Here is a 25,416-nt window from a genome sequence, read left to right as displayed (position 1 = left end):
GAGTTCACCGCCGGGTGTGGTGCGACGAGGAGGAGTCGCCGCCCGTCGTCACGGGGTCCGAGGACGGTGTGACGGCGCGCAGCGCCTCCACGTTCGCCTCCTCGGTCCGGGCGAAGCCCCTGGCCATGGTGCGGATGCCGTCGACCGTGCTGTCCAGCACGTTGCCGACGCCCGTGATGCCCTCGCTGAGCTGCCGTCTGGGCTCCGCGTACTGCTCCAGGAACTGCCGTCCGCTCTCGTCGTCGCCCCAGCACGCGCCGAGCGACTCCAGCCGGCCGTCCAGCTTGGTGGCGATGGACCGGATCCGCGCGGCCAGCTCCTGCATCTGCGGGGCGGACTGGCCGAGCCGGGCGGTGTCGACGGAGAAGGTGCTGCGGTCACTCATGGGTCTCTCCCTGGAAGCCGTGGTCGACGTAGTCGCGTACGGAGTCCGGCATCGCCGGGTCCTCGGGCAGTACGGCGGCCGGGTCGACCCGGCCCTGGAGCAGGTCCGGCACGGTCACCCCGGGCGGCAACTGCTCGGCGAGCACGCCCGCGACGCCCTCCAGCGCCTCGGCCCTGGCCTGCCGCAGGGTGGTGAGCAGTACGTCGGCCAGCTCCTTGGGGGCCATCCGGCGGTAGGCGCCGGTGGGGAACTCGATGGCGGTGACGTCACCCTGGGCGCCGACGGTGATCTTCACGGTCTGCCGCGGGGCGGTCACGGTCGCCGTCGTCTCGTTGATCCGGCGCCGGGTCGCGGCGGCCTCGTCACGCTGGCGGCGGTACTGGTCCAGCAGATCCTCGATCTGCTGGTCGTACGGGCTGGGCACGGGAACTCGTCTCCTCGCGGGCCGGGTCAGAGGGTGGCGGGTCAGAGGGCGGCGGTGGAGTCGCCGGGGACGGTGCCCCAGGTGCTCTGGTGCTGGACCAGCAGGTCCGCGATGCCGCGGGCGGGCGGTTCCTCTTCCGGCTCTTCCCCGGCCTCCGCCGGCTCCTGGGGTTCCTCCGGTTCGGGGCCGCCGTCCCCGCACACCGCCTCGCGGAGGGCGGTGGTACCGGTACCGGCCGGTGACCCGGTGGCGGTGCGGTCCGGCTGCCAGGTGGTGCGCGGCTCGGCGGACGCGCCCTGTTCGGGGTCCGCCTCCCGCTCACGGTCACCGTTCAGCGCCCACAGCAGCGGGACGGACGCGCCCACGCCGGCCCCGACCTCCCAGACGGAGAAGTCCTCCTCGCCGTCGTCGGGCAGGGGCCGCGCCGCCGCGGCGGAGTCGTCGCCGTGCTCGCCGGCGGGCAGCGGCAGTCCGTCGGAACCGACGGCGACCGGGGCCGTGGCGGGGGCGGAGGCGGGAGCGGCGGACGCGGTGGCCGGTCGGGCTCCGGCGGTACCGGGAGCCGCGCTCCCTTCGGCCGTGGCCTCCTCGGCCGTGTTCCCATCGGCTGCTGCTGCTGCTGCTGCTGCTGCTGCTGCGACGGCGGTCGGCTCGGCGACGCGTTCGCCGGTCCGGCCGTCCGCGCGGTCCGTGGTGCCCGTGGTGATGCCGAAGCCGGGCAGGAACGGGACTCCGGGCAGCGCTCCGGTGGGGGAGCCGGCCTCGTCGTCGCCGGACTCGGACTCCTCCGCGCCCTCCCAGGGCTCGGCGCTCCCGTCGAGCAGCCCGGAGGCGTCGGTGCGTTCGCCGGCGCCGTCCCGGCCCGCGCCGGAGGCTCCGCCCATGCCGCCCATGGCCGGCATGTACGGCATCCCGGCCGTGCCGAGGCCCTCGCCGCCGGCCGCCGCACCCAGCTCCGAGCCGACCTCGTCGCCGGGGGCCTCCTCGCCCTCCCAGGGGTCCGCGCTGGAGTCGAGCAGCCCCGAGGCGTCCGTGGGTTCGGAGGTGAGTCCGGCACCGTTCGCCCCGCTGCCGCCCATCCCCGGCATGTACGGCATCCCGGAGGACGTCGCCAGCTGGGACGGGGACAGGGCGTCGGCGGACAGGCCGTCGGCGAGCCCGTCGTCCAGTCCGCCGGTGAGGCCGTCGCCCAGACCGTCGTCCAGCCCGGTGTCGCCGAAGGCGGCGGGGTCGGCCGAGGACAGACCGCCCAGCGAGCTCTCGCCGTCGGCCCCGAGACCGCTGTTGCCCAGCCCGGGCAGGCTGCCCAGGGCGGGGAAGGAGAGCGGGTTGAGCGCGCTGTCGATGGCCGACGGGTCGAGGCTGCCGAGATCGCCCAGGTCACCGAGATCGCCGATGCCGTCGCCGGTTCCGAGCCCGCTGTCCGTAGCGCCGTCGAGACCGAGGTCGCCGGGGAAGGAGGTGGGATCGCCGGAGCCGTCCAGACCGGCGAGGTCACCGACGCCGCCGATGCCGTCGCCGGTGCCCAGCCCGGTGTCGGGGAAGCCGGAGAGGTCCGACAGGTTTCCGGTGTCGCCGATGCCGCTGTCGGACCCGCCGCCCAGATCGGGGTCGGTGTTCAGGCCGTCGTTCGGGTCCGGGAGACCGTTGTCGTCACCGGAGCCGTTCGGGTTGTCGGTCGGCGAGGTCACCGGGGTCGGGTTCACGATGGCGTCGGTGGTGACCTGGTAGGAGTGCGCCAGGCTCTTGAGGACGGCGCGCATGTCGTCGGTCATCATCGCGACGAGTTCGGGTTTCTGGCTGATCGGGATCAGCCCGTCGGCCATCGGCGTGACGCCCATCCGCTGGGCCTCGTCGGCGTAGAACGAGTCGATCTCCGCCAGCAGGTTCTGTGCGCTCTGGAAGGAGATCGCGTTGTTGGCGAGCTGGTGCGGGATGGAGTGGTCGCCGGTCGAACCCCCGGACAGGACATCGGCGTTGGCCTTCACCTGCCGGGAGAAGTTGGTCATCATGTCGAGGAAGGAGTCGGCCGCGCTGCCGCCCCACGGACCGTTGTCGCCGGCGAGCGCCTTGGCCTGGTCGACCAGGCTCTTGGTGACGCCCTCCAGGGTGCGCTGGACGTGGAAGAAGGCGTTGGCCGCGTCCAGCAGCGACTGCGGGTCGGCGATCGAGCGCGCGTGGGCCAGGTTGGCGTCGGTCGAGACCCCGGACGACATGCCGTAGACGGCGGCCTTGATCTGCTTCCAGTCCCAGTTGTCGTAGTCCGTGACGCTTCCGGTGGCCGTGCCGTCGGGGTTCCCGAAGATCGTCCCGTCGTCGCCCTGGTGGAAGCCGCCGCTGTTGTAGTCCGGCACTTTCGCCCTCCCGCGGAGCGCGCCTAGGTGGTGGTGTTCGAGTTACCGGAACCGGTGTTGCTGTTCGGGTTGCCGGTACCGGTGGTGGTGGTCATGCCGCTGCCGCCGTTCGACGTCATCATCGTGTTGAAGTCGGCGGTGGTCGTCGTGAGGGCGTCCGCGAGGTCCTGGGCCGTCATGCCGTTGGCGTCCTCGGTCGTGGCGTACTTGTGGCTCAGCCCCCGTACGCCGTCCCGCAGGTCCGTCAGACCCCGGACCAGGGCCGACAGGGCGTCGCCGTAGCTCTTCTTGAGACCGGCGTCGGCATTCGGGCCGTTGACCGTCGTGCGCATCACGTTGGCGTGGTAGAAGGCGCCCGGCGCGACCGAGACATCGGTCAGCTTGGTGGCGACGTCGCGCACCGGCTGGATCAGCAGATCGATGTTGGAGGCGAACAGGTCCAGCGACGGCGTGCTGACGGAGGTCCCGTTGTGCCCGTCGCCGCCCGGTACCGGCGGGGGCACGAAGGGGTGCAGGTCGGTGAGGATGCCCGGGACGTGCAGGACGTCCGTGCCGCCGTGGTAGTGGTGATCGCCGGTGGACCCGGTGGTGGTGCTGCTGTTGTTGTTGGAGTTGCTGTTGCTCTCGGCGCTGATGCCGTCCGTCATGTCACTGCTCCCAGAGACTCACGCCGTGCCGCTCGCCCGCGTAGTAGGACTCGTTGATCTGACCGAGCGCGTTGGTGGCGTTCTGGGCCTGGGTCACCATGTCGGCCGCGGCGGCGTCCCACTTGGCCTTGGCGACGTCGTAGGTGGCGCGGGCGTCGCTGGTCCACTCGCTCAGGTGCACCTTGGCGCTGTCGTCCAGCTCGGACAGCGCCGCCTGGATCTTCCCGCTGATCGCGGTCATCTCGCCGACCACGTACTCGACCTGGTTCATGTTGACGGTGTACGTAGGCATGGTCGCTCCTCGTGTGTGGGGGTGGTGGTGGGGATCGGGGATCAGAAGCCGGGCAGCGGGGTGGACATGCTCTTGTGCAGCTGGGTGGCCGCGTCCGAGGTGTGCTGGTGCGTGGTGTCGTAACTCCCGGTGTTCGCCTGGAGCTTCTGGAGCATCAGCTCCAACTGCTGCTTCACCGTGCCGAAGTCGGTGAGCCAGGTGTCCATGGCGCTCTGGAAGGTGGTGGAGGCGTCACCGGTCCAGCTGGCGCGCAGCGCCTCGATCTGGCTCTGCATCTGCGTGTACGTGCTGTTGACCTCGTCCAGGGCGGTCTGGAAGCTGCCCTGGGCGGTCCGCATGCCCGAAGTGTCGACCGATGTGTTCGTGTTGGCGGCCATGGCCGTTCCTCTCCTGCCGGGGACGTTGGGGTCGTCGTTCGTGATGGTGGTCCGGCGCGGCGCCGGACCGGGGCCGGAAACCGGACTCGCTGCCCCGCCGGGCGTGATTTTCTGTCCCTGCGGCCCGTCAGCCGGCCGCCAGCGCCTCCGCCAGCGGGAGTTCGCCCGCCAGGTCGGCGAGGACCAGTACGGGGGCGCCCGCACGGGCGGCGATCCGGTCCGCCAGCCGGTGCGCGCCGTACGCGCCGTGCGCCGGGTCCTGCGCGGCGAGCGCCGTGCGGACGTCGTCGGGCACGTCGAAGCCCAGGGCCGTGAGCCGCCGCCGGGTCAGTTCCGCGAGACCCGCGCCGGTCCAGGAAGGCAGCCGCAGGTACTCGGCGAACGCCCCGGCCAGGTCGGTGCGGGTGCGCAGCAGTTCCATCAGGCGCGGGGCGCCGCCGCAGAGCACCAGCACCGGGCCGTACGGGTCGCGGGCCGCCGTCTCCACGGCCAACGCGTCGACGACCGCGTGCCGTTCGGGCTCCGGGCGGGCCTCGAAGGCGGGGTCCGCCGTCACGGTCAGCAGGCCGCCGGCCGCGCGCCGGAACGCGTCGGCGAGGAACGCGCGCGGCTGTACGGCCCAGCGGGCCGGGACCACCGACAGCGGTACGTGCGTGAGCGCGCCGGACGCCACGATGCCGAGTTCGCCGAGCGCCCTGCCGTAGGCGGCGGCCAGGGCGCGGCGTCCGCTGCCGGGGGCGCCCTCCAGGATGACGTCCGCCAGACCTGCGGTGCCCTGGCCGAGCTTGACGAGGGTGTCCAGGCGGGTGGCCAGGGCGTCGGTGACGGGGGTGAGGCCGGTGAGGGTGGTGAGGTGGCGGGTGGCCTCGGCTTCGCCTTCGGCCTTTGTTTTCCCACCCGCACCACCCGTGACGGTTTCGTGGTCGGGTGCGGGTGGCCCCTGTGGGGCGGATTCGCCGTCGGCGGCTGCGGGGCCGGGGGCGAGGGCTGCGGGGGCAAGGGCTGCGGGGTCGGGGGACGGGGGCGGGGACGGGGACCGGGATGGGGGATGGGGCGGAGGCAGGGTCGGTGCGGATGCCGGAGGTTGAGTCGGTGCGGGTGTCGGAGGCGGCGTATGCAGTGCGGGTGTGGGTGTGGGCTCTGGCTCGGGTGTGGGGGTGGTGGCCGGGGGATGGGTGTTCGGCGGGTTGGTGGTGGGCCGGGGGGACGGTGGGCGGGGGGCCGGGGTGACGTCCGCGGCGGTCAGGAGGCTCAGTTCGTTGTCGTGGCCCGGCGGATGGGTGGCCAGCCGGGACGCCTGGGCGCCGATCATCGACTCGAAGACCTGGCGGGCGACCCGGCCGTTGCCGAAGGTCGGGCCCTTGGGGACGTCCTCGAAGTAGCGGGACAGCGCGTCCAGGGCGTCTTCGGTGAGTTCGTAGTAGTGCTTGGCGCACAGGCCGCGGACGATGGTGACCAGTTCCTCCGGCGAGTAGTTGGGGAACTCGATCGTCCGGGCGAACCGGGAGGCCATACCGGGGTTGGAGGCGAGGAACCGGTCCATGTGCTCCGAGTAGCCGGCCGCGATGACGACGATCTCGTCGCGGTGGTCCTCCATCAGCTTCATCAGCGTCTCGACGGCCTCCTGGCCGAAGTCCGGCCCGGTGCCCCGCGACTGGTTGGTCAGGGTGTACGCCTCGTCGATGAAGAGCACCCCGCCCAGGGCCTTGTTGAAGACCTCCGTGGTCTTGATGGCGGTCCCGCCGATGATCTGGGCGACCAGGTCGGCGCGGGCCACCTCGACGATGTGGCCCTGGCCGAGGATGCCGAGTTCGGCGAGGACCGCGCCGTAGAGCCGGGCCACGGTGGTCTTGCCGGTGCCGGGCGGCCCCGCGAAGACGAGGTGGCGGCTCATCGGCGGCATGGGCAGGCCCATCTCGGTGCGCCGCTTGGTCATCTTGTTGAGGTTGATCAGCCCGGTGACCTCCAGCTTGACGCTCTCCAGGCCGACCAGCGCGTCCAGTTCGGCGAGCGGTCCGGTGGCGGAGCGGGAGCCGTCCGGGACGGCCGGCGGCTGGCCGGGGGTCCCGGGAGCGTCCGGTCCGCCGGTAGCGGGGTCTCCGCCGCTGTGCCGGCCGACATCCCTGCCGCGCCCGCCGTGGCCGCCGCCGTCCCTGCCGTGCCCGCCGAAGTCGTCGCCCGCGCGGTCGGTGGGCCGGTCACCGGCGTTGTCCTGGACCGCACAGTTGCCGAGGTCGGTACGGGCGTCGGCGTGGGCGTTGACGCCCTGACCGCCCGCGCCCGTCATCCGGCACCCGACGGCGGTGAACGAGCCGCCCGCCAGCACCCGCACCGCGTCCCCCGGCGAACCGGTGAACTCGGTGTCGTGCGCGGTCAGTTCCGCGTCCTCGCCGACGACCGCACCGCACCCGCGCAGCACGGAGCCGGCCATGAACACGCTTGCCGATCCGGCCAGCCCCAGCCCCGGTCCCGGCCCCGTCGTCGTTCCCTGGCCACCGCCGGTCATCGCGATCTCGGCGTCCCGCAGCGTCACCCGGGCACCGCCCTGCGCCCGGACCCCGGCACCCGCGTCGCCGGTAACGGTGAGCCGCTCCAGCTCGGCCGTACCCGCGTCGGCGGCCTGCACGGCGGCGGTCGTGGCGTCCCGGACGACGAGCCCCGTCGCCCGGACGGCGGTCGCCGCGCCGGTGACGTGCAGCCCGACCGGGGTGCCGGTGATCTCGCAGTCCTCCAGGCGGGGCCGGGCGCCTCCAGTGACCTGGATGCCGCTGCGGGCCGCGCCGCTCACCGTGCAGCCGCGCAGATGCGGCGCGGCGCCCTCGGCGATGTGCACGGACTGCCCGCCCGAGCCGGAGAAGGCGCAGTCGGTGAGCGTGGTCTCGCCCCGGCCGGTCAGGTAGGCGTCCAGCGCGGTACTGCCGGTCACGGTGACCCGGAGCAGCGCGGCGCGCGCCTCCTGTTCGACGGCGATGGCGGGCTTGCCGCTGCCGGTGACGAGGATGCCCTCGACGGTCGCGGAGGCGTTGCCGTTGACGCAGACGCCGTTGCCCCGGGGGCGGTCCAGCCGGCAGTCCCGGATGTCGAGGCGGCCGTGCTCGGCGACCACCACGGCCGAGGAGCCGGCCTCGGTGATCTCGGTCTCCGACAGCACGTTGCCGCCGGACGAGGTGACCACCACGCCCGCGCCGTGCGGGTTGGTCACCCGGCAGCCGCGGGCGGCCAGCGTGCCCTCGTCCCAGGCCAGTACGGCCGTCCAGGCCGCGCCCTCGATCCGGCAGCCGTCCAGCGCCGACTGCCCGCGCCGCAGGTCGAGGACCGGGGCCTCCCGGTCGGCACCCGACAGGACGAGCCCGGACAGCTGCACCGCCTCGGCCCGCACCACGACCGTGCTCCCGGCGGGCGCGTGCACCCGTACGGTCCCGGCGCCGCCCTCCGCGGCCAGCGTCACGGGCCGGACGATGTCCAGCGACTCCTCGTACCGGCCGGAGGCGACCGTGATCAGCGCCCCCTCCGCCGCCTCGGCCAGCGCGCCGGCGATCGTACGGTGGGCGCCCGGACGCTCCGGGGAGACCAGCAACACCTGCCTGCTCACTGCTCGGCTCCTTCTTTACGGACCGCTCGGCGGGTGACGATCAGTCCGGGCGGATCGGCGCTCTCGGCCCCGGCGTCGGTGCCGGTCCGCTCCAGCGCGTCCAGAATCTTCTCCAGGCCTTTGACGGCGATCTCGTCGAGCTTCGCGGCCACGTCGCCGCCCCGCCCGCCCTGGGGCTCGGCACCGGCTTCCGCGGCTTCCGCGGCCTCCGACGGCGACAACTCCCGCATCAGCACGGCGGAGCCGTCGGCGCGCAGCACCTTGAAGACGGTGCCCGGCAGGAACACCACCCGGTCGGGGACGGCCGGGTCCAGCGAACTGGTGCGCCGCGCGGTCATCGACCAGATCAGGATGTCGACGGCGCCGCTGCCGCGCGGGCCGGGGTGCAGCGCCGTACGGGCGTGGCAGAAGGCCCACTCGGTGGCGAGCCTGCCCTCGCGGTACCAGGCGCGCTCCGCTTCGCCGAGCCGGGTGCGCAGCAGGGCCGGGCCCCGGTAGGAGGGCAGCCGCCGCAGACCGGCGGTCACGCAGCGCGCCAACGGCACGTGCGGTCCGGGTACGGCCTCACGCACGGCGGCGTCGGCCCGGCGGGGATCGCCGGACAGGTACAGGCGTACGGCGACCAGGTCGGTCAGCGCGTCCGCGGCCTCCGTCCTGGACCGGCCGCGCAGTCCGGGCGACTCCGACATCACGCGCGAGACCGAGCCGGCCAGGGCGTTGTACTGCTCGCTGAAGGTCCGGCGCATCCAGTCCCGTTCCTGCGCGACACCCCGCTCCGGAGGCAGCGCACAGGCCGCGGTACGCGGCACGGGCTGCACCCGCACGGCATCCGCTCGCGCGTCCGCCGACGACACGGCGACGGGGCCCGGGGCGGGCCCGGGCCCCGGGCCCGGGGCGGCCGCCGCCGACGGAACGCCGACGCCGTCGACGCCGTGGACATCGCCGATGCCGTCGATTTCGCCGATCTCCGGCTCGGGCGCGGCGGACTCCAACCGGAACCGTGGCGAGGCGGGCGGCATGGGCCGTTGCGCGGGGGCGGGAGGAGGCACGGGCGGGGCGGGTGAGGGTGCGGGCTCGGCCGCCGGGGTGGCTGTGGCGTGGGGTGCCGCTCCGACGAGAGGCGCGGCTGCGGTGGGGGGCGTGGGTTCGGCTGGGGACGCGACTCCGGCTGGGGGTACCACTTCGGCCGGGGACGGGATTTCGGCCGAAGGCACGACTCCGGCCGGGTGCACGGGTTCGGCCGGGTGCACGGGTTCGGCAGAGCGTACGTGTTCGGACGAAGGCAGGGGTTCGCACGAGGGAACGGGATGGGGCTGCGGGGCCGCCCGCGTCTCCGACTCCGTCGCCGGATCCCCGGCAGGGGCCGGTGCCGTCTCCGGCTCCATGGCCGGAACTGACGCCGGTCCGGACTCCGTTGCCGGGACCCGAGCCGATGCCGGTGTCGGTGCTGGTCCCGACGCCGACGCCGACGCCGATGTCGCTCGTCCTTCGGCTGCCTCTCCCGATGTGTCGGCCTTGCCCCTGTTCCGTGCGGCGTGACCCCTGCTGAGTACGGTGGGTGCGTCGTCGAGGTCTGCCGCGCCGCTGCCGTGTCCGGCGGCGGGGTCCGTGACCGGATCCCCGCCGCCGTCACCGTCACCGCTGTCGCTGTGGCTGTCGCTGTCGGTGCTGGCCGCGTTGCGGACGGTCGGTGCCTCCGAGAGGTCCGTCGCATCGGCGGTGTCGGGTGCGGCGGGCCGCTCCGCCGGGGGCGTCGCCTCGGCCTCCGCGTGCCACGGGGCCGGGCCGGGCGCGGTGTCCGGGGTGCCTGCGGTGCCGGACTCCGTGCGGACAAGCGGCGCGGGCGGCCGGGGTGGCAGGGGCGGCCGGGGCGGTACGGCGGGGTCCGGTGCCGGCGGAACGGAAGTGCTGGGGAGGTACGTCGTCTCGGCCGGTTCGGCCCGGTCGTCGGGCAGGCCGTCGTACAGGACGGCCGGGTGGCCCAGGGCGTCGGCGAGTGCCTGCCCGGAGGCGGCGGGGTCGCCGGGGACGTCGAGGGCGCCGTACAGGACGAAGCGCACCGCGGGGCGGGCGCCGGGGAGCACGGTGGTCTCCCAGAAGCGGGTCATGTCGTCGAGGGACAGCGGCGGGGTGCCGGGGCTGCCGAGGACGACCAGGTAGCGGTGCTGGTCGGTGGCCACGGCCTCGACCGTGCGCCGGTGGTGCGCGGCCAGGGGATCCGGGGCGGCGTGGCGCAACCACACGCCCGCGGGCAGCGGTTGGGCGACGGTGTGCGGCCCGGCCTGCCGGGTGCGGGCCGGTACGGAGAACTCCCAGTGCGGTTTGGGGAAGCGCTGGGCCACCGGCTCGGGGTCATGGCCGGGCCGGAACCGCAGCCAGGCCGCGCCGTCGTCACCGGGTACGAACAGGCCGCCGCCGACTGTCGGCACGAGGTCGCCGTCCGGGGCGAGCACCTCGCGTTCGAGCCGGTCGGCGATGCGGTGGCAGGCCGTACGGATGTCGTCCGGGGTGCCCCGGCCGAAGATCAGCCGCGGGCTGCCGTACCGGGCGGCGGACAGCAGCCGGGCCACCCCCTCCCACTCCGTGGTGAGGGCGTCGCCGGGCAGGTCCACCACGGCGAGGGTGTGCAGCGGGTCCTCGGCGATCCCGCCGGCGAACGCGGCCGCCCGGTGGTCGAAGCTGCCCTTGGGGTGGATCAGCAGGGCGTCGCCCACGGGAGTCGAGCGGAGCCGGAGTCGGGCCACCGGGCTCAGCCCTTCGCCGCGGCGGCGCGGCTGAGCACCGGACCGTCGGGGACGAGGGCGAGGACGCCCGTGGGCAGCGAGAGCCGGCGCTTGCCGTCACCGAACCCGAGGGCCTTCTCGGCGTCGGTGTCGGCGATCCGGTACTTCAGTCCCTGCTCGGTGATCAGGTACTCGGTCCGGTCGGCCGACGAGGAGCCGTCCGGGACGGCCAGGACACCGCCGCCGGCCGGCAGGACGACGCCCCCGGCATCGGGGGCGCCCACGGTGATCCGGGTACGGCCGTCGGTCGTCTCCGTCAGGCAGACGGTGCCTGCGGCCAGCGCGTGCACACCGGTCAGGTCCGGTACCCGGCCGGTGGTAGCACCGTCCGTCGAGACCGGGGCGACCGCGATGTCCGACTGCCCGACCTGGCGCGGTGCCGGAGCGCCCGGGCGGGCGGCGAGCAGGGCGTACTCGGTGCCGTTGACGCGGGCGAGTCCGTCGGAGCGCATCACGTAGTAGTGCTCGGTGCCGCCGGTGCTGGTGCGGAAGACCTGGCCGACCTTCGTGGCCTGACCGGCGACCTGCCCGGCCGGCTTGCCGGCGCCGGCCGGTACGGGCGCGGTGAGCGCGGCGCCCGTGGGCACGGCCGCCAGCCAGTCGGCGGTGGCGGGGAGGGCCACCTGGTCGTCCAGACCGAGGGCGATCAGCGTCGAGTCGCCGGGGACGGGGTACTTGACGCCGCGCAGCAGCAGATACCGGGCGCTCCCGGGGCCGGTGAGCAGCACCTGGCGGTCGGCGGGCAGCGCGCTGAGCCCGGCGGCGGAACCACCGAAGACAAGCGCCTGCCCCTCACCGCCGGAACCCTCACCGCCGGAACCTTGGCCTCCGGAGCCCTTGCTTCCGGAACCGTTGTCGGCCTGCCCCTTGCCGCCCGGCTCCTGGCCGGCGCCCGCAGATCCCTTCCCGCCCGACGCCTTCCCGCCGGACGCCTTCCCGCCGGACGCCCCCGTCCCGCCAGTCGCCCCGGTCCCCGTCCCGCCGGTCGCCCCTGTCCCGTCCGCCCCCTGCCCCGGCAGGCACCGCGCCCACGCGCCGGTCGCCAGTGCGGACGTGGCCGGTACGGTGTCCGGCGCGCCCTGGATGCCGACCGGGGTGCCGTGCGGGACCCCGGCCAGGGACTTCGCGGACACCGTCTCCGGCGCGCCGCGCTCGCCCGCGATGAGCAGCGCGGAGGCGTAGTTGCGTACGGGACGCAGCTCACCGTTCGCGTACACGTACCGGTTGCCGGTGTCCTCCTCCAGGACGATCGCCCCGTCCTTGCGCCAGTCGTCCTTGGCCACGGGCGAGATCAGCCCGTACACCCCGAACCCGGCGCACAGCAGCACCGCCACGCCCACCCCGAAGACCGAGCCGAGCGCGGACCGCCGGGTCGGGCTGTCGCCCCGGCCGGGGTCGCCGCTGACCAGCGCGGAGGAGAGGCGGCCCATGGCGAACTGGTAGGCCTGTACGTGATCGCGTCGCGTCTGCATGGATGCCCGCCGTCCCTAGCCCGCGAGGCCGCGGAAGTAGCCGTACGCGTGCAGCACCTGGAGCAGCAGCGGCAGCAGCGCGATCGCCGTGAGGGTCTCCAGCAGGTCGCCGAAGTGCCCCCATACGGGAAGGAGCCGGGCCCTTGGCAGCCGCCAGGCGCCGACGAGCAGGAGCAGCGCGGCGGCCAGCAGCACCGCGAGGACGGCGGCCCGGCCGCCGGGACCGGTCGGCGCCACCCGGACGATGAGGACGAGCCCCAGGCCGTAGGCGCCGGCCAGCACGGCGGGGACCCGCTGGAGGGTGCCGTTGGTGCCGCGCGCGCGGAGCAGGACGGCCAGGCTGAGCGAGAGCGGCAGCAGCCAGCCGGCCCAGCCCTGCTCACGGTCGGCGAGCAGCCACAGCGCGACCGCCCACACCAGCGCCGAGGAGATGCTGATCATGTCGAGGCAGGCGGTGGCGACGGCGACCCGGTTCGCCACGGCCTCACCGGGCTCGGGCTCGATGTCGAGCTGGAGTTCCTCGGCGTCGTGGGGGAGTTGGGGCACCCGCAGCCGGGCCGTGCGCAGGGCCAGGCGGGGCGCCAGGTGGCCCAGGACGAACAGGCCCACCGCGACCACCGCGGCGGCCTGGACGCCGTGCACTCCGGTGGCCTGGGCGAGCCCCGCGCCGATCGCGGCGGCGACCGCCGTGAGCAGCACGGTGCCGGGGACGACGAGGGGCAGCGCGCCCAGCGCCAGCAGCAGGCCGGCCAGCGCGACCACGAACCCGGCGGCCAGCAGGGTCCCGGTGGTGCCCGGCGCGAAGCCGCCGGACGGGCCCTCCCGCAGGGCCGTCCCGGCCAGCGCGGCGAAGCCGAACGCGCCGACCCCGGCGACCAGGACCCCGCCGCGGTCGGCCTGTGCGCGGGTCGCCGCCGCACAGGCCGCGGCCAGCACTAGGGCGACCGCCCCGGCCGCCGCCGAGGTGAGCGCACCGGGGCCCGCGCCGAGCAGGGTGGCGGCGAGCGCGGCGAGCGCCAGGCAGGACAGGGCGAGACCGAGGTCGCGGGTGAGTCCGGGGCGCCAGCGGCCGGACCCGGCGCCGACGGTGTGCGCGACACCGTCGGAGACGTCGTCGAAGTGCAGGGCGGGCAGCGCCGCGTCGGCCGGCCGCAGGTGCAGCACGTCGCCGTCGCGCAGCCCGGCACTCTCGGGGGTCGCCTCCGGATCGAGGGGGTCCGCGCCGAGCCGTTGCAGGATCCAGGGGGTGCCCTGGAGGTCGGGGCCGACGGCCTGCCGCAGCAGCACCGGCAGCAGGGCGGAGACCGGAGTGGTGACCGGGACGGCGAGGTCGGCCCGGCCGGCCGGTGCCTCCACGGTGAGTCGGCAGACCTCGGCGGCCCGGACGGTCTGCGGCGCCGTGCTGACGGTGCCGTTGGCGGTCCGGGCAGTGGCGGCCGGGGCGGTGGTCATCGTGCTCCTGTGGGGACGGGCGCCGCCGACACCAGGCCGGTCTGGACGAGCTGGACGGTGCGCCGGGTGACGAGCTGGGCCCGCCCGGCGGGCAGGGTGCGGGGCTTGGCCTCGCCGATGAACTTGCCCTCCTCCTTGGGGTAGGAGAACAGCAGCGCCGGGTTGCCGAGCTCCCACATCCGGCGGATCAGCGGGTCCATCACGGACCGCATGGCGCCGGAGGTGGAGCGGGCCACGACCAGGTGCAGCCCGATGTGGGCGCCCTGCGCGAGCAGCGGCACCAGCGGCATCATCGGGGAGGGCGTGCCGGGCGCGCCGGCGAAGAGGTCGTAGTCGTCGACCAGGACGAACAGCAGCGGACCGGCCCACCAGTCCCGCTTCTCCAGCTGCTCCGGGGTGACGTCGGCGCCGGGGGCCCGTTTGGCCACGGACACGGCGGCGCTGTCGGCGAGCTTGCCGAGGGCGTCGTTGTCGACGACGTACCCGACCCGGTACTCCTCGGGGACGTCCTTGAGGAGTCCGCGGCCGGGGTCGGCCAGCAGGATCCTGGCCTCCTCCGGGCGGTAGCGGGCGGTGATGGCGCGGATGGCGAGGCGCAGGGCGTTGGTCTTGCCGGTCTCGCCGTCGCCGTAGACCAGCAGGTGCGGGGTGGTGCCGAAGTCGTGCCAGACGGGGGCGAGGCGCTGCTCGTCCCAGCCGAGGCAGAACCTGAGGTCGCGGGTGTCGGCGGGGGCGGGCAGCTGCCGGGCGTCCAGGCGGGTCGGCAGCAGCCGTACGCCGGGGGCCCGGGGGCCGGTCCAGAACGTGTCGATCTCGGCGACCGCGGCCTTGGTGGCGGCCGTCAGGTCGTCGGTGCGCGAGGAGCTGTCGAGGCGGGGCAGCGCGGACAGGAAGTGGTGTCCGGAGCTGGTCAGGCCGCGTCCCGGCCGGTGCGGGACACCGGCCGCGGCCCGGGAGCCGACCTCGGACTCCATCGAGTCGCCGAGCCGCAGTTCGAGCTTGGTGCCGAGCATGTCCCGCAGCCGTGGCCGTACTTCGGACCAGCGGACCGCGGAGGCGACCACGTGCAGGCCGAACGACAGGCCGCGCGCGGCGAGTTCCATGATCCGCTGCTCCAGCTCGTCGAAGTCCTGGCGGAGCGTGGCCCAGCCGTCGACCACCAGGAAGACGTCGCCGAACGGGTCGTCGATCGTGCCGTCCGCGCGGAGCGCCCGGTAGGCGGCCATCGACTCCAGGCCCCGGGAGGTGAACAACTGCTCTCGCTGTTCCAGGAGTTGGGTCAGTTCTTCCACGGTGCGCAGCACCCGGTCGCGCTCCAGGCGGGTGGCGACGGAACCCACGTGCGGCAGACCGGCCGTCGAGACCAGACCGCCGCCGCCGAAGTCCAGGCAGTAGAACTGCACCTCGCGGGGCGTGTGGGTCAGGGCCAGCGACAGCATCAGGGTGCGCAGCAGCGTCGACTTGCCGGTCTGCGGCGCGCCCACCAGGCCGATGTGGCCGTCGGCGCCGGACAGGTCGGCGGTCAGCAGTTCGCGCAGCTGCTCGAACGGGCGGTCCACCATGCCCAGCGGGACGCGCAGCGCGCCCTGCACATGCGGGTCGGCGGCGCCCATGCCGCGCTCGGGATCGGGGACGATGCCGGGCAGCAGCTGGTCCAGGCCGGGCGACTCGGACAGCGGGGAGAGCCAGACCTGCCGGGCCGGCGGGCCGCTTTCCTCCAGCCGCCCGACGAACACCTCCAGCAGGCTGTCCTCGCCGCCGCCGCCGTCCGCCGCCTCCTCGTCCGCCGCCCCCGCGTCCTGGTCGCGCAGGTTCTCCTCGGCGAGCGAGACCAGCCGGGCGGCCTCCTCCGCCTCCCGGGCCGCGGCGGGCGGGCCCTGCCGTTCCAGGCCGAAGGCGGTCACCTCGCGTACGACGCCCTGCCGCCCGGCCGTCTCCTCGGGACCCGGCGCCGCGGGCGCGGGACCGGAGACGTACGCGGCCTTGAACCGGACCAGGTTGGTGGTGTCGACCTTGAGGTAGCCGTTGCCCGGCGCGGACGGCAGCTCGTAGGCGCTGGAGGTGCCGATCACGCTGCGGGACTCCATCGAGGAGAAGGTGCGCAGCGCGAGCCGGTACGACAGGTGGCCCTCGACCCGGTGGATCCGGGACTCGTCCAGCCGCTGCGAGGCCAGCAGCAGATGGACGCCGAGGCTGCGCCCGAGCCGCCCGATGGACACGAACAGCTCCACGAACTCCGGCTTGCTGGCGAGCAGTTCGGAGAACTCGTCCACGATGACCAGCAGCGAGGGCAGCGGGGCCAGGGTGCTCGTCCCGGCGGCGCGCGCCTTCTCGTACTCGTAGAGCGAGGCGTAACCGGCTTCCCGCAGCAGCTCCTGACGGCGGATCATCTCGCCGTTTATGGAGTCCCGCATGCGGTCGACGAGGTGGAGTTCGTCGGCGAGGTTGGTGATGACGGCGGAGGTGTGCGGCAGCCGGTCCATGTTGAGGAAGGTGGCGCCGCCCTTGAAGTCCACCAGGACCAGGTTCAGGATCTCGGAGGAGTGGGTGGCGGCCAGACCGGTCACCAGCGTGCGCAGCAGTTCGCTCTTGCCGGAGCCGGTGGCGCCGATCAGCAGACCGTGCGGGCCCATCCCGCCCTGCGCGGACTCCTTCAGGTCCAGTTCGACGACCTCGCCGTCCTCGGTGACCCCGATCGGCACCTTCAGCCGGGCCTCCTGGGCCAGCCGGGGACGCCACTTGGCCGCGACGTCGAAGCCGCGCACGTCCCGGATGCCGAGCATGGTGGCCAGGTCGAAGTCGGACTCCAGCGGCTGGTCCGCCAGGTCGACGACGCCGCCGGTGCGCATCGGGGCGAGCGCCCGCGCCAGGTTCTCGGCCTCGACGGGGCCGAGCCGGTCGGCCCGGCCGCTGACGTTCTCGGCGCCGCTCGGGAAGTCGACCCGGCCGCCGCGCACCGTGAGCCGCAGCACCTTGGGGCCGCCGGGCACCGCGCCGGTGAGGTCCAGCAGCACCACCCCGCGCAGCCCCGCTCCCAACAGCCGTGAGGTCGCCGGGAGTCGTACGCCCTGGGCGACGATCACCGTGAACGGCTCGGCCACGCTGGGCGAGGAGGCCGGGTCGTGGTCGGGGCGGTCCCGGACGTCCGGCCCGAGCAGGTCCATCAGCTCGTCGTGGTCCCCGGCGGCCAGCCGCACCGCTCCCGCCGCGTCCTCCTCCGCCGGATGGGCGTTGTGCGGCAGCCACTTGAGCCAGTCCCACGCGCGGTGCGCGGTCTCGTCGCCGAGGAACGCGACGCGCAGTTCGTCGGGGGAGTGCAGGACCGCCAGCTGCCCGAGCATCGCCCGGGCGAGGGCCACCGCCTCCTCGGTCTCGCCGGTGAACTCGACGCTGGTGAAGCGCCGCAGCGAGACCGGCACGGGCAGCAGGGGCACGGTCTGGTGGGCCTTGGTGAACCGGCGCAGCGAGATCGCGCACAGCGGCTCCAGGTCCTCCACCGGCCGGGTCTGCGGCGGCAGGAACTCCAGCGCGGCACGGCGGGTCGCGAGACCGATGCGGACCCGGCCGAAGTCCTCGTGCCCGGGCCTGCGTTCCCACAGCCGGGGCCCGCTCGCCAGCGCCCACAGATCAGCCGCCTCGGGGTTGTCCCACAGCAGCGCGGCCCGCTGTCCGTCGGCCGCCTGCCGGGCCTGGACCCGCTTCTGGCCGAGGTAGCGCAGATAGTCACGGCGTTCGGCGCGCATCCGGCGGCGCCGCTCCGCTCCGGGCCTGCCGATCTGGGTCAGCGTCATGCTGACCATGGCGATGCCCATCATCCCGGTCATCATGTACATGGACGTACCGCCGCTGCCGACCGAGTACATCAGCACCATGGCCCCGGCACCCAGGCCCATCGGCAGGTACGTCATCACCGAGCCGAAGTCGGCGGTGGCGGGCTCGCCCAGGACCGGGGGCTCGGCCAGTTCCACCTGGCCCTCCGGCATCGGGGGGCCTTCGGCACGCGGCGAGCGCTTGGCGACGACGGTGCTCAACGTGCTCTCTTCTCTTCTTCGCTGCTGCTGCTCTGCTGCTCTGCTTCGCTTCTGCTCTGCTGCTCTGCGGCATTTCCTGGCGTGCGCGCGGTGGGATCCGCGCGTGGAGCGTAGGCAGGAGGCCGCTCGCGCCCGCGCCGCACGAGCCGAGGTCCGCCCCCGCGGACAGCGAAGCCTGGCCGGAGGGGCAGCTTCGCCAAGTACACGCCAAGTCGGCGTTAAGGCGGTCCGGTGAACATCCCCGTACGCCGCTTCGGAACGACGGCCCGCTCCCGTCACTCCCGGAAGGAAAGCAGGAACGTTGGGGATGATCTCGATCGCAGTCCTCGCCGGTGACCCGATGACCGGCGAGGGCGCCGTCTCGTGCCTGCGCAGGTACCCGGGGCTGAAGGTGGTGCCCCAGGAGGAGCACCGGCACGCGGACGTGGTCCTCATGATCACGCCGGACGTCACCGAGGAGACGGTACTGCAGCTGGAGTCGGTGACCGCCCGCTCGGCCAACCCCGGTCTCGGGGTCGTCCTGGTCACCGGGCACATCGGCGACGCCCACCTGCTCCGGGCGGTGCGCCACGGCCTGCGCGGGGTGATGTGGCGTCAGGACACCACGTACGACAAGGTCGTGGAGGCGGTGCGCGCGGTGGCCGACGGCGGGGCCGCGCTGCCGCTCACGGTCCAGGGCCGGCTCGTCGACCACATCCGGGAGGTCCAGCGCGACGTCCTGGGGCCGCTCGGCCTGACCGCGTCCGGTCTGGAGGCCCGCGAGGTCGACGTGCTGCGACTGCTGGCCGAGGGCCTGGAGACGACGGAGATCGCCCAGAAGCTGAACTACTCCGAGCGCACCATCAAGAGCATCGTCAGCGTCATGATGAACCGCCTCGGCCTCCGCAACCGCACCCACGCGGTCGCCTTCGCCCTGCGCTCGGGGACGTTGTAGCGGGCGGGTCAGGAGCGCCGAAGAGGGCGCCGCTCGATGCCGCCGGGCGCCTGCGGCTGTGTGGGGGTTGCTCGCGCAGTTCCCCGCGCCCCCTAAAAGCAGGGCGCTGCTGTGGCGCCCCTTGGGGGCGCGGGGCTGTGTCGACATGCGGCTCCGCCGCGTGGGCGCGACCAGCTCCCACCGGCCCGCAGGGGAAGAATTTCCGGTCCTGCGGGGCAGAGCCCGCGGTGATCGGCGGGCCGTCCGCCGCCGCGCCCCTAGATTCGCGCGCCGGGGAACAACACACGCGGAGACGGGCAGGCAGACATGGAGCACACCGCAGGGCAGCCGGAGACGCCGGAGGAGCCGGCCGTCTGGGAACGGCCGCTGCCGTGGCTCCGGGAGACCGGGTCCGAGACCGGGTCCGGGTCACGGGGAGCGACCGGGACGCAGCCCGCAGAGCCCGCTTCCGAAGCGTCGGCCGCGGAACCGGCGGCGGGCGGCCGGGGGGCCGGGTCCGCACCGGCCGGCGGGAGCGCAGCCGCGTCGACACCCGTACCGGCCCCCACACCCGGCCGCACACCCGCGTCGACGCCCGCGACCGCACCCGGTACGGCCGAGTCCGGTACGGCCGAGTCCGTTGCGGCCGGGCAGCCCGGTGGGTTGTTCCGGTCGCCGGCGGTGCGCCCGGAGCAGCCCGGTGCACCGGACGGGGCGGGCTCCGGGGAAGCCCGGCCGGAGCGCGGTGCACGGGTCGTCGGCGCCGTGGTCGCCGCCTGCGTCCTGCTGGTCCTCGGCCTCGGCAGCGCCGCGTTCATGGCGCTGCCGGACCACGGCGACTCCACACCCCACGCCGCGGCCGTCGGCGACGGCGCCGTCCCCCAGCTCACCGAGGGCGCCGCGGCATGGCCCACCGGCTCCGGGTCCGGCTCCGCGTCGGCGTCCGGCAGCGGCCGTCCGGCGCACGATGCGAAGGGCACGAAGTCCGGCAAGGACAAGGGCGCGCACACCACCGGGGGTTCGTCCACGGAGGCCGACTCCGCCCACCCGGAGAAGGCGACCGGCACCAAGGCCACCCACGCCGCCGGCGCCGGCACCACCGCGACGAGCAAGCCGGCGTCCAAGCCGGCCGCCACCCACGCCGCCTCCTCGACCACCGTGTCCGGCGACGCGATCGTCGGCTACGCCTCCTCGAAGTGCGTCGAGGTGAGCGCCCGCGCCGGCACGGACGGCTCCCCGCTGCGGCTGTGGGGGTGCGACGGCGACGCCTGGCAGAAGTGGGTCTTCAAGTCCGACGGCAGCGTGCGCTCCATGGGCCTGTGCCTGGACATCGCCAACGCCTCCCAGGACAACGGCGCGGCCGTCCAGCTGGCGACCTGCAACGGCGGCTGGGCCCAGAAGTTCAACCTCAACAGCTCCCACGACCTGGTCAACTCGGTGATCGGCAAGTGCGTGGACGCCAAGGACTCGGGCACCGCCAACGGCACCCGGCTCCAGCTGTGGGACTGCGCCGGGACGTCCAACCAGAAGTGGCACCTGGCCTGAGCCCGGCAGCCGTCCCGATCCCGGCAGCCGTCATGTCAGCTCCGCGGGACCCTGCCCTCCGCGGCGGCCCGGGCCGCCTCCACCAGGTGCCTCGAACCCCACCGCCGTGCCACGTCCTCCGCGAGGGCGAACTGCCGTCGCGCCTCCTCCTCGTCGCCCAGCAGCCGGTACAACTCGCCCAGCGAGTGGGCGAGCGGCCGGGTGGCGAAGGAGACGCTGGCGGCACCGGCGAGCTGGGTGCGCAGCGGCAGCAGCAGCGGGACCAGCTCCAGCGCGGTGGTCATGTCGCCCAGCAGGAACGCCAGTTCGGCCCGGAGAGACAGGGCGATGCCGTACAGGTGGTCGGGTACGACGGGTACGGCGGCCTCGGTGCGCCGGCCGAGCGCATGCGCCTGCCCGTGCTCGCCCAGCCGGGCGAGGACCACCCCGAGGGCGAGCTCGGCGGTGGGTTCGGGTTCGGCGAGGAGGGCCCGCAGCAGCGGTTCGGCCTCCCGCGGGCGGCCCTGCCCCAGTCGTACGGTCGTCAGCCCGAGGACGTGCACGAAGTCGCCGTACGGCGATCCGCGGGAACGCAGCCGCTCCCGCACCTCCGCGTAGCCGGCCTCGGACTCCGCGAAGCGGCCCTCGACATGGGCGAGCATGGCCAGGGTCGTCAGGTTGATGGTCTCCGCCTCCGCCAGCCGGTGCCGCCGGGCGACGGTCCGGCCCTCCCCGGTGTGCCGGCGGACCTGGGCGACGTCGTTGCGGGCGCCGGCGGCCATGGCCCCGATGTGCTCCCGCACCCAGCTGTTGGCGGGCAGGTCGTGCGCGTACCCGAGCACCCGCAGTTCGGTCGCCAGCGCCTCGCGGCGGTCCGGGAAGCCGTCTGGTGTGACGGCGGACGCGACGGTCAGCGCGGAGGAGAGCAGCAGCGGGTCCCCGACCGCACGGGCGACGGCCAGCCGCCGCCTCGCCTCCACCACCCGCCCCGCACGCCCACCGACACCCGTCCCGATGCCCGCCTCGGCTCCGGTGCCCCTTCCGGCTCCGGCGCCCGCTTCGGCTCCGACACCTGTCCCGGCTTCGGCGCCGACATCGCCCCCGCTCCCGCTGCCGCTCCCGCTCCCGTCGGCGTCCCCGTGCCCCCCTTCGTCCGCAGGGGCGGGTGGCAGCGTGCCGAGAACGGCCGGGTCCAGGTCGGCGCGTGCGATCAGCCGGTCGACGAACGTGTCGACCGCCGCCGGTTCGACCAGCCCCCACGGCCCGCTGAGGGCTCCGCTCGGCGCCGGCTCCGGTCCGATCCACGCACCGAGGGCCGCCGCCGCCAGTTCGTCGTGCCCGAGGCCCTCGGCCGCCGCCAGGGCGCGCTGCCTGGTGTGCCGCGCCGCCATGATGGCCCCGGCCCGTATCTCCGCCCGCAGCAACCGTCCGAGCAGGGCGACCAGCCGCCCCGCCCGGCCGCCTCCCGCCCCGCCGGTCCTGTCGCCGTCCGCGGTGGCGGCGGGTATCAGCGCGAAGGAGTCGATCGCCTGCGTGAGCAGCTCGACCGCGGTGTCGTGGGCGTAGCGCCGCTCGGCGTGGTCGGCCGCGCCCAGCGAGTACTCGACGGCGAGCGCCGCCGTCCGCCCGTTCGCCGCCCGTGCGAAATGGTGCGCGAGGGCCGCCAGATCGTCCGGACGGCGCCGGCGCAGCACCTCCGCCAGACGGGCGTGCAGCCGTGCGCGCCGTACCCCGACCAGGTCGGTGTAGAGGGTGTCGCGGACCAGCGCGTGCGCGAACCGGACCACCCCCGGCGCCGGTTCGGTCAGCAGCCCGGCCACGACGGCCGCCTCGACGGCGTCGAGCACGTCGTGTTCGCCGTGCCGTGCCGGGTCCGCGGCCTCGACGAGCACACCGACCTCCGTCTCGCGGCCCACCACCGAGGCGAGCTGAAGGACGGCCGGTGCCCCCTCGGGCAGCTGCCGCAACCGTCGGCGCAGTACGTCGCGCACGCCCTGCGGCACCTCGGAGACCGCCACCAGGGCGCCCTCGCTGGCGAGCAGCCGGGCGCTCTCGCGGATGTAGAAGGGGTTGCCCCCCGTGCGCTCGGCGAGCGCGGTCACGATCGCCGGGTCGACCGGCTCCCCGCACACCGCGCCGACCAGGGTGGCCACCTCCGGCAACGGCAGCCCGCCGAGCGCCAGCCGGAACGGCGAGCGGTGGGCGAGTTCCGCAAGGGTCTTGGTCAGCCGGTCCGCCGCGTCGGCCGGGCGGTACGCGGCGATCACCAGCACCGCTGAGCCGACCAGCTCGGCGGCGCGTTCCAGCAGGGCCAGCGTCTCGCCGTCCGCCCGGTGCAGGTCGTCGAGAACGACCGCCAGCGGTGCCTTGGCGGCGGCCTCCCGCAGCCAGGCGGCGAACGCCCGGTGCAGCCGGAACCGTCCGGCCGACGCCGCCCCGCCGTCCGGGACCGGGAGCCCGGTGCCCCCGGGTCCGTCCGCTCCCCGTTCGCCGTAGCCGGCCTCCTGGAGCAGCGCGCCGAGCGCGTCCGGATCGGTGGGCGGCACGCGGCGGGCGAGCGCGTCGAGCGCCTCCGCCCAGGCCCAGGCGGAGGGGGCGCCGTCGAACTCGGGGCAACGGCCGACCACCACGGTCCAGCCCTGCTCCCGCAGCCACAGCCGGTACCGGCCGAGCAGCGCCGACTTGCCCGCACCGGCCTCCCCGGTCACCAGGACCACACCACCGCCCCGCCGGGCGGCACGCGCGACCTCGGCCAGGGCCCGCAGTTCGCCGTCCCGGCCCACGAACAGCTCCTCGGCCGGCTCCTCGGTCGGCTCGTCGGCCGACAGGTCCACGACGACTGGGGCCGCGGAGTCCGCGAAGGGCACGAGCGGGACGGCCGAAGCCGGTACGGGAGCCGACCGCGCAGTCGGCACTGTGGGCGCTGTGGGCATTTCCGCCACCGTCGCCCCTGTCGCCACCGTCGCTCCTGCCGACGACGACGCCACCGTCGCCCCTTTCGGCACCGAACCCACCGTCGGCACCGACGCGCGCAGGATCTCGGTCCGCCCCGCCAGCAGGGCCTTCTCCAGTTCGGTCAGCGCGTCGCCCAGGCCCAGGCCGAGTTCGTCGGCCATGACCGCGGCGGCGCGCCGCAGCTCGGCCAGTGCGTCGGCACGCCGCCCCCCGGCCCACAGCGCGAGGGCCAGCAGCCGCCAGCCCTCCTCGCGCAGCGGATGCTCCCGCACGAGCGCCTCGGCCGCCGGCACCGCCTCCGCCGGGGTGCCGGACGCGAGGGCCGCACCGATCGCCAACTCCCGTGCCGCGAGATGCAGATCACCCAGCCGGGCCCCCTCGGCGGCCGCCCACTCCTCGTCGGCCCACTCGCCGTACGCGGTCCCGTGCCACCACCCGATGGCCTCCTCGAGGAGGCGCCGGGCCTCGGCCGGAGGCGCCGTACGGGCCCGCCGCACCGCCGCCTCGAACCGCCAGGCGTCGACCGCCTCTTCGGGCAGCCGCACCGCATACCCGGGCGCGACGCTGACCAGGACACCGGCGGGGGTGCGCGGCGCCCGGCCGGGTTCGAGCGCGCGGCGCAGGTTCGACACGTAGACGTGCAGGGAGGCCGCCGCCTTCTGCGGGGGCCGGCCCCGCCACAGGCGGTCGATGAGCCGGTCGACGGGCACCACCCGGCCGCGGTTCGCCAGCAAGAGGGCGAGGACCGCACGTTGCCGGGGGCTTCCCAGGTGGACCGGTGCACCGTCGATGTCGGCACCGATCGGCCCCAGGACCTGAACAGAGAGCATGAACGGGCAATTTACAGCGCCGCTTCGTCCCCTCGGAGGCGCTCCGTGGCGTGTCCGAACGCTTCCCGGAGCGCGATGGGGACCGGCCCACGCCCGGCCCACGCCCGGCCCGCACCCGGTGTGTGTCCGGCCCGCATCCTGTGTGTGTGGGCATCCGCGCGGCGCCACGAGGCAGGCCCATTTATGGAGTATCGACCTACCTGTGGTGACGCCTTGGTGAACAATGGCCATCCTTGGGGACAGGTGCGGCTGCAGCCGTCGGCCGGATGGGGTGAGGGGCATGCAGGAGCCGAGACTCGGGGTTGCCGTGGTGACCATGGGGAACCGGCCCGACGAAGTCGACGCCCTGCTTCTGTCCGTCGCCAAGCAGGACCTCGCCCCCGACCGCATCGTGATCGTCGGCAACGGCTGCCGGCTGCCCGAGTTCGCCGGCCGTCTCGACCTGCCCGGCGAGATCACCACCGTCGACGTCGAAGACAACCTCGGCTGCCCCGGCGGCCGCAACGTCGCCCTCGCCACTCTGCGCGCGTTCGGCGACGTGGACGTCGTCGTCGAACTGGACGACGACGGACTGCTCGTCGACGTCGAGGTGTTCCGGCAGGTCCGGGATCTGTTCGCCGCCGACCCCCGCCTCGGCATCGTCGGCTTCCGGATCGCGGACGAGCACGGCGTGACCCAGCGCCGGCACGTGCCGCGCGTCGGCAACGCCGACCCCCTGCGCGGGGGTTACGTCACCGGGTTCCTCGGCGGCGGCCATGCCCTGCGCATGGACATGCTCGTCGAAACCGGCGACTGGCCCGCCGAGTTCTTCTTCGCCCACGAGGAGACCGACCTCGCCTGGCGGGCCGCCGACGCAGGCTGGAAGATCCTCTACGCGCCCGAACTGCTCCTCCAGCACCCCCGGACCTCGCCCGCCCGGCACGCCGTCTACTTCCGGGTCACCGCCCGCAACCGGGTGTGGCTGACGCGCCGTCGGCTGCCCCTGCCGCTGATCCCGGTCCACCTGGGCGTCTGGATACTGATCACACTCCTGCGCACTCGTTCGACGGGCGGCCTGCGGGCCTGGTTCGCGGGCTTCGCGGAGGGACTGCGCGAGCCGGCCGGGGAGCGTCGCCCCATGCGCTGGCGCACGGTCTGGCGGCTCACCAGACTGGGCCGCCCACCGGTCGTCTGAATCCGGCCCACCGGAAACGCGGGAATACGGAAACGCGGGAATACGGAAACGCGGGAACCCGGGAATGTGGGAACCCGGGAATTCACCCGGGAGGCGGGACGAGGGTCCCGGTCGATCACCTCCGCCGACCGGGACCCTCTTGCGTCCCCGGACCCAGGCCTGCGGCGACACTCCCCCGAGTTACGCGATCTACGCGTGCACCGTCCGACCC

Annotated in this window: 15 protein-coding genes; 3 read left to right on the top strand and 12 right to left on the bottom strand. The window is 74.6% G+C overall.

All coding sequences use genetic code 11. From position 1 onward, the window contains the following. Positions 1 to 4: 4 nt before the first annotated feature. The 11 genes from ABZ887_RS11135 to eccCa all read right to left on the bottom strand — a co-directional run bounded on the left by ABZ887_RS11135 (position 5) and on the right by eccCa (position 17,809). Entirely contained in the window at positions 5 to 385 is a 381-nt protein-coding gene (locus tag ABZ887_RS11135) for a WXG100 family type VII secretion target (RefSeq protein WP_361286085.1), read from the bottom strand. Further along, the gene (locus tag ABZ887_RS11130) at positions 378 to 809 is read right to left on the bottom strand and encodes a YbaB/EbfC family nucleoid-associated protein (protein WP_361286082.1); all 432 of its coding nucleotides are present in this window, start codon (positions 807 to 809) and stop codon (positions 378 to 380) included. Before ABZ887_RS11130 ends, ABZ887_RS11135 begins: the two co-directional genes overlap by 8 nt. Positions 810 to 850: 41 nt before the next feature. Beyond that, positions 851 to 3,163 carry a WXG100 family type VII secretion target gene (locus tag ABZ887_RS11125; protein WP_361286079.1) on the bottom strand — a complete coding sequence of 771 codons (2,313 nt, stop codon included), beginning with the start codon at positions 3,161 to 3,163 and terminating at the stop codon, positions 851 to 853. A 23-nt stretch (positions 3,164 to 3,186) separates the two neighbouring features. Then, positions 3,187 to 3,810: a hypothetical protein gene (locus ABZ887_RS11120; protein WP_361286076.1), complete on the bottom strand. Its 624-nt coding sequence runs from the start codon at positions 3,808 to 3,810 to the stop codon at positions 3,187 to 3,189. Between the two features lies 1 nt (position 3,811). Continuing rightward, positions 3,812 to 4,102, bottom strand: a complete 291-nt coding sequence (locus tag ABZ887_RS11115) for a WXG100 family type VII secretion target (RefSeq protein ID WP_361286073.1) — start codon at positions 4,100 to 4,102, stop codon at positions 3,812 to 3,814. Between the two features lie 41 nt (positions 4,103 to 4,143). Beyond that, positions 4,144 to 4,479: a WXG100 family type VII secretion target gene (locus tag ABZ887_RS11110; RefSeq protein WP_361286070.1), complete on the bottom strand. Its 336-nt coding sequence runs from the start codon at positions 4,477 to 4,479 to the stop codon at positions 4,144 to 4,146. A gap of 127 nt (positions 4,480 to 4,606) precedes the next feature. Further along, on the bottom strand, positions 4,607 to 8,071 hold the full coding sequence (locus ABZ887_RS11105) for a right-handed parallel beta-helix repeat-containing protein (protein WP_361286067.1): 3,465 nt from the start codon (positions 8,069 to 8,071) through the stop codon (positions 4,607 to 4,609). Beyond that, on the bottom strand, positions 8,068 to 10,815 hold the full coding sequence (locus ABZ887_RS11100; RefSeq protein WP_361286064.1) for a hypothetical protein: 2,748 nt from the start codon (positions 10,813 to 10,815) through the stop codon (positions 8,068 to 8,070). The genes ABZ887_RS11105 and ABZ887_RS11100 overlap by 4 nt, the downstream gene beginning before the upstream one ends. Before the next feature lie 5 nt (positions 10,816 to 10,820). Further along, positions 10,821 to 12,326, bottom strand: coding sequence for a type VII secretion protein EccB (locus ABZ887_RS11095; protein ID WP_361286061.1), 1,506 nt, complete (start codon positions 12,324 to 12,326; stop codon positions 10,821 to 10,823). A 15-nt stretch (positions 12,327 to 12,341) separates the two neighbouring features. Next, positions 12,342 to 13,778 (bottom strand): type VII secretion integral membrane protein EccD, encoded by a 1,437-nt coding sequence (gene eccD / locus ABZ887_RS11090; protein ID WP_361286058.1) that lies wholly within the window; start codon positions 13,776 to 13,778, stop codon positions 12,342 to 12,344. After that, a complete protein-coding gene (gene eccCa / locus ABZ887_RS11085; RefSeq protein ID WP_361286055.1) occupies positions 13,775 to 17,809 on the bottom strand; it encodes a type VII secretion protein EccCa in 4,035 nt (1,344 codons plus the stop codon). Before eccCa ends, eccD begins: the two co-directional genes overlap by 4 nt. Before the next feature lie 307 nt (positions 17,810 to 18,116). On the opposite strand from eccCa, the gene ABZ887_RS11080 reads away from it, so the two are divergent. Further along, positions 18,117 to 18,743, top strand: coding sequence for a response regulator transcription factor (locus ABZ887_RS11080; RefSeq protein ID WP_361286052.1), 627 nt, complete (start codon positions 18,117 to 18,119; stop codon positions 18,741 to 18,743). A 306-nt stretch (positions 18,744 to 19,049) separates the two neighbouring features. Next, positions 19,050 to 20,267 carry an RICIN domain-containing protein gene (locus ABZ887_RS11075; RefSeq protein ID WP_361286049.1) on the top strand — a complete coding sequence of 406 codons (1,218 nt, stop codon included), beginning with the start codon at positions 19,050 to 19,052 and terminating at the stop codon, positions 20,265 to 20,267. 35 nt (positions 20,268 to 20,302) lie between these two features. On the opposite strand, the gene ABZ887_RS11070 is transcribed toward ABZ887_RS11075, so the two are convergent. Further along, positions 20,303 to 24,031, bottom strand: a complete 3,729-nt coding sequence (locus ABZ887_RS11070; protein ID WP_361286046.1) for a BTAD domain-containing putative transcriptional regulator — start codon at positions 24,029 to 24,031, stop codon at positions 20,303 to 20,305. Between the two features lie 280 nt (positions 24,032 to 24,311). Between ABZ887_RS11070 and ABZ887_RS11065 the strand changes: the two genes are divergently transcribed. Beyond that, the gene (locus ABZ887_RS11065) at positions 24,312 to 25,205 is read left to right on the top strand and encodes a glycosyltransferase (RefSeq protein ID WP_361286043.1); all 894 of its coding nucleotides are present in this window, start codon (positions 24,312 to 24,314) and stop codon (positions 25,203 to 25,205) included. Positions 25,206 to 25,416 lie beyond the last annotated feature (211 nt).

This window comes from Streptomyces sp. NPDC047061, assembly GCF_040643955.1.
Lineage (GTDB): Bacteria > Actinomycetota > Actinomycetes > Streptomycetales > Streptomycetaceae > Streptomyces.
This window is presented reverse-complemented; position numbering and strand designations above follow the sequence as displayed.

Coding starts and splice junctions, on each gene's coding strand:
- ABZ887_RS11135 (WP_361286085.1), bottom strand. CDS start 385: ATGAGTGACCGCAGCACCTTCTCCGTCGACACCGCCCGGCTCGGCCAG.
- ABZ887_RS11120 (WP_361286076.1), bottom strand. CDS start 3,810: ATGACGGACGGCATCAGCGCCGAGAGCAACAGCAACTCCAACAACAAC.
- ABZ887_RS11115 (WP_361286073.1), bottom strand. CDS start 4,102: ATGCCTACGTACACCGTCAACATGAACCAGGTCGAGTACGTGGTCGGC.
- ABZ887_RS11110 (WP_361286070.1), bottom strand. CDS start 4,479: ATGGCCGCCAACACGAACACATCGGTCGACACTTCGGGCATGCGGACC.
- ABZ887_RS11095 (WP_361286061.1), bottom strand. CDS start 12,326: ATGCAGACGCGACGCGATCACGTACAGGCCTACCAGTTCGCCATGGGC.
- eccD (WP_361286058.1), bottom strand. CDS start 13,778: ATGACCACCGCCCCGGCCGCCACTGCCCGGACCGCCAACGGCACCGTC.
- ABZ887_RS11080 (WP_361286052.1), top strand. CDS start 18,117: ATGATCTCGATCGCAGTCCTCGCCGGTGACCCGATGACCGGCGAGGGC.
- ABZ887_RS11075 (WP_361286049.1), top strand. CDS start 19,050: ATGGAGCACACCGCAGGGCAGCCGGAGACGCCGGAGGAGCCGGCCGTC.
- ABZ887_RS11070 (WP_361286046.1), bottom strand. CDS start 24,031: ATGCTCTCTGTTCAGGTCCTGGGGCCGATCGGTGCCGACATCGACGGT.
- ABZ887_RS11065 (WP_361286043.1), top strand. CDS start 24,312: ATGCAGGAGCCGAGACTCGGGGTTGCCGTGGTGACCATGGGGAACCGG.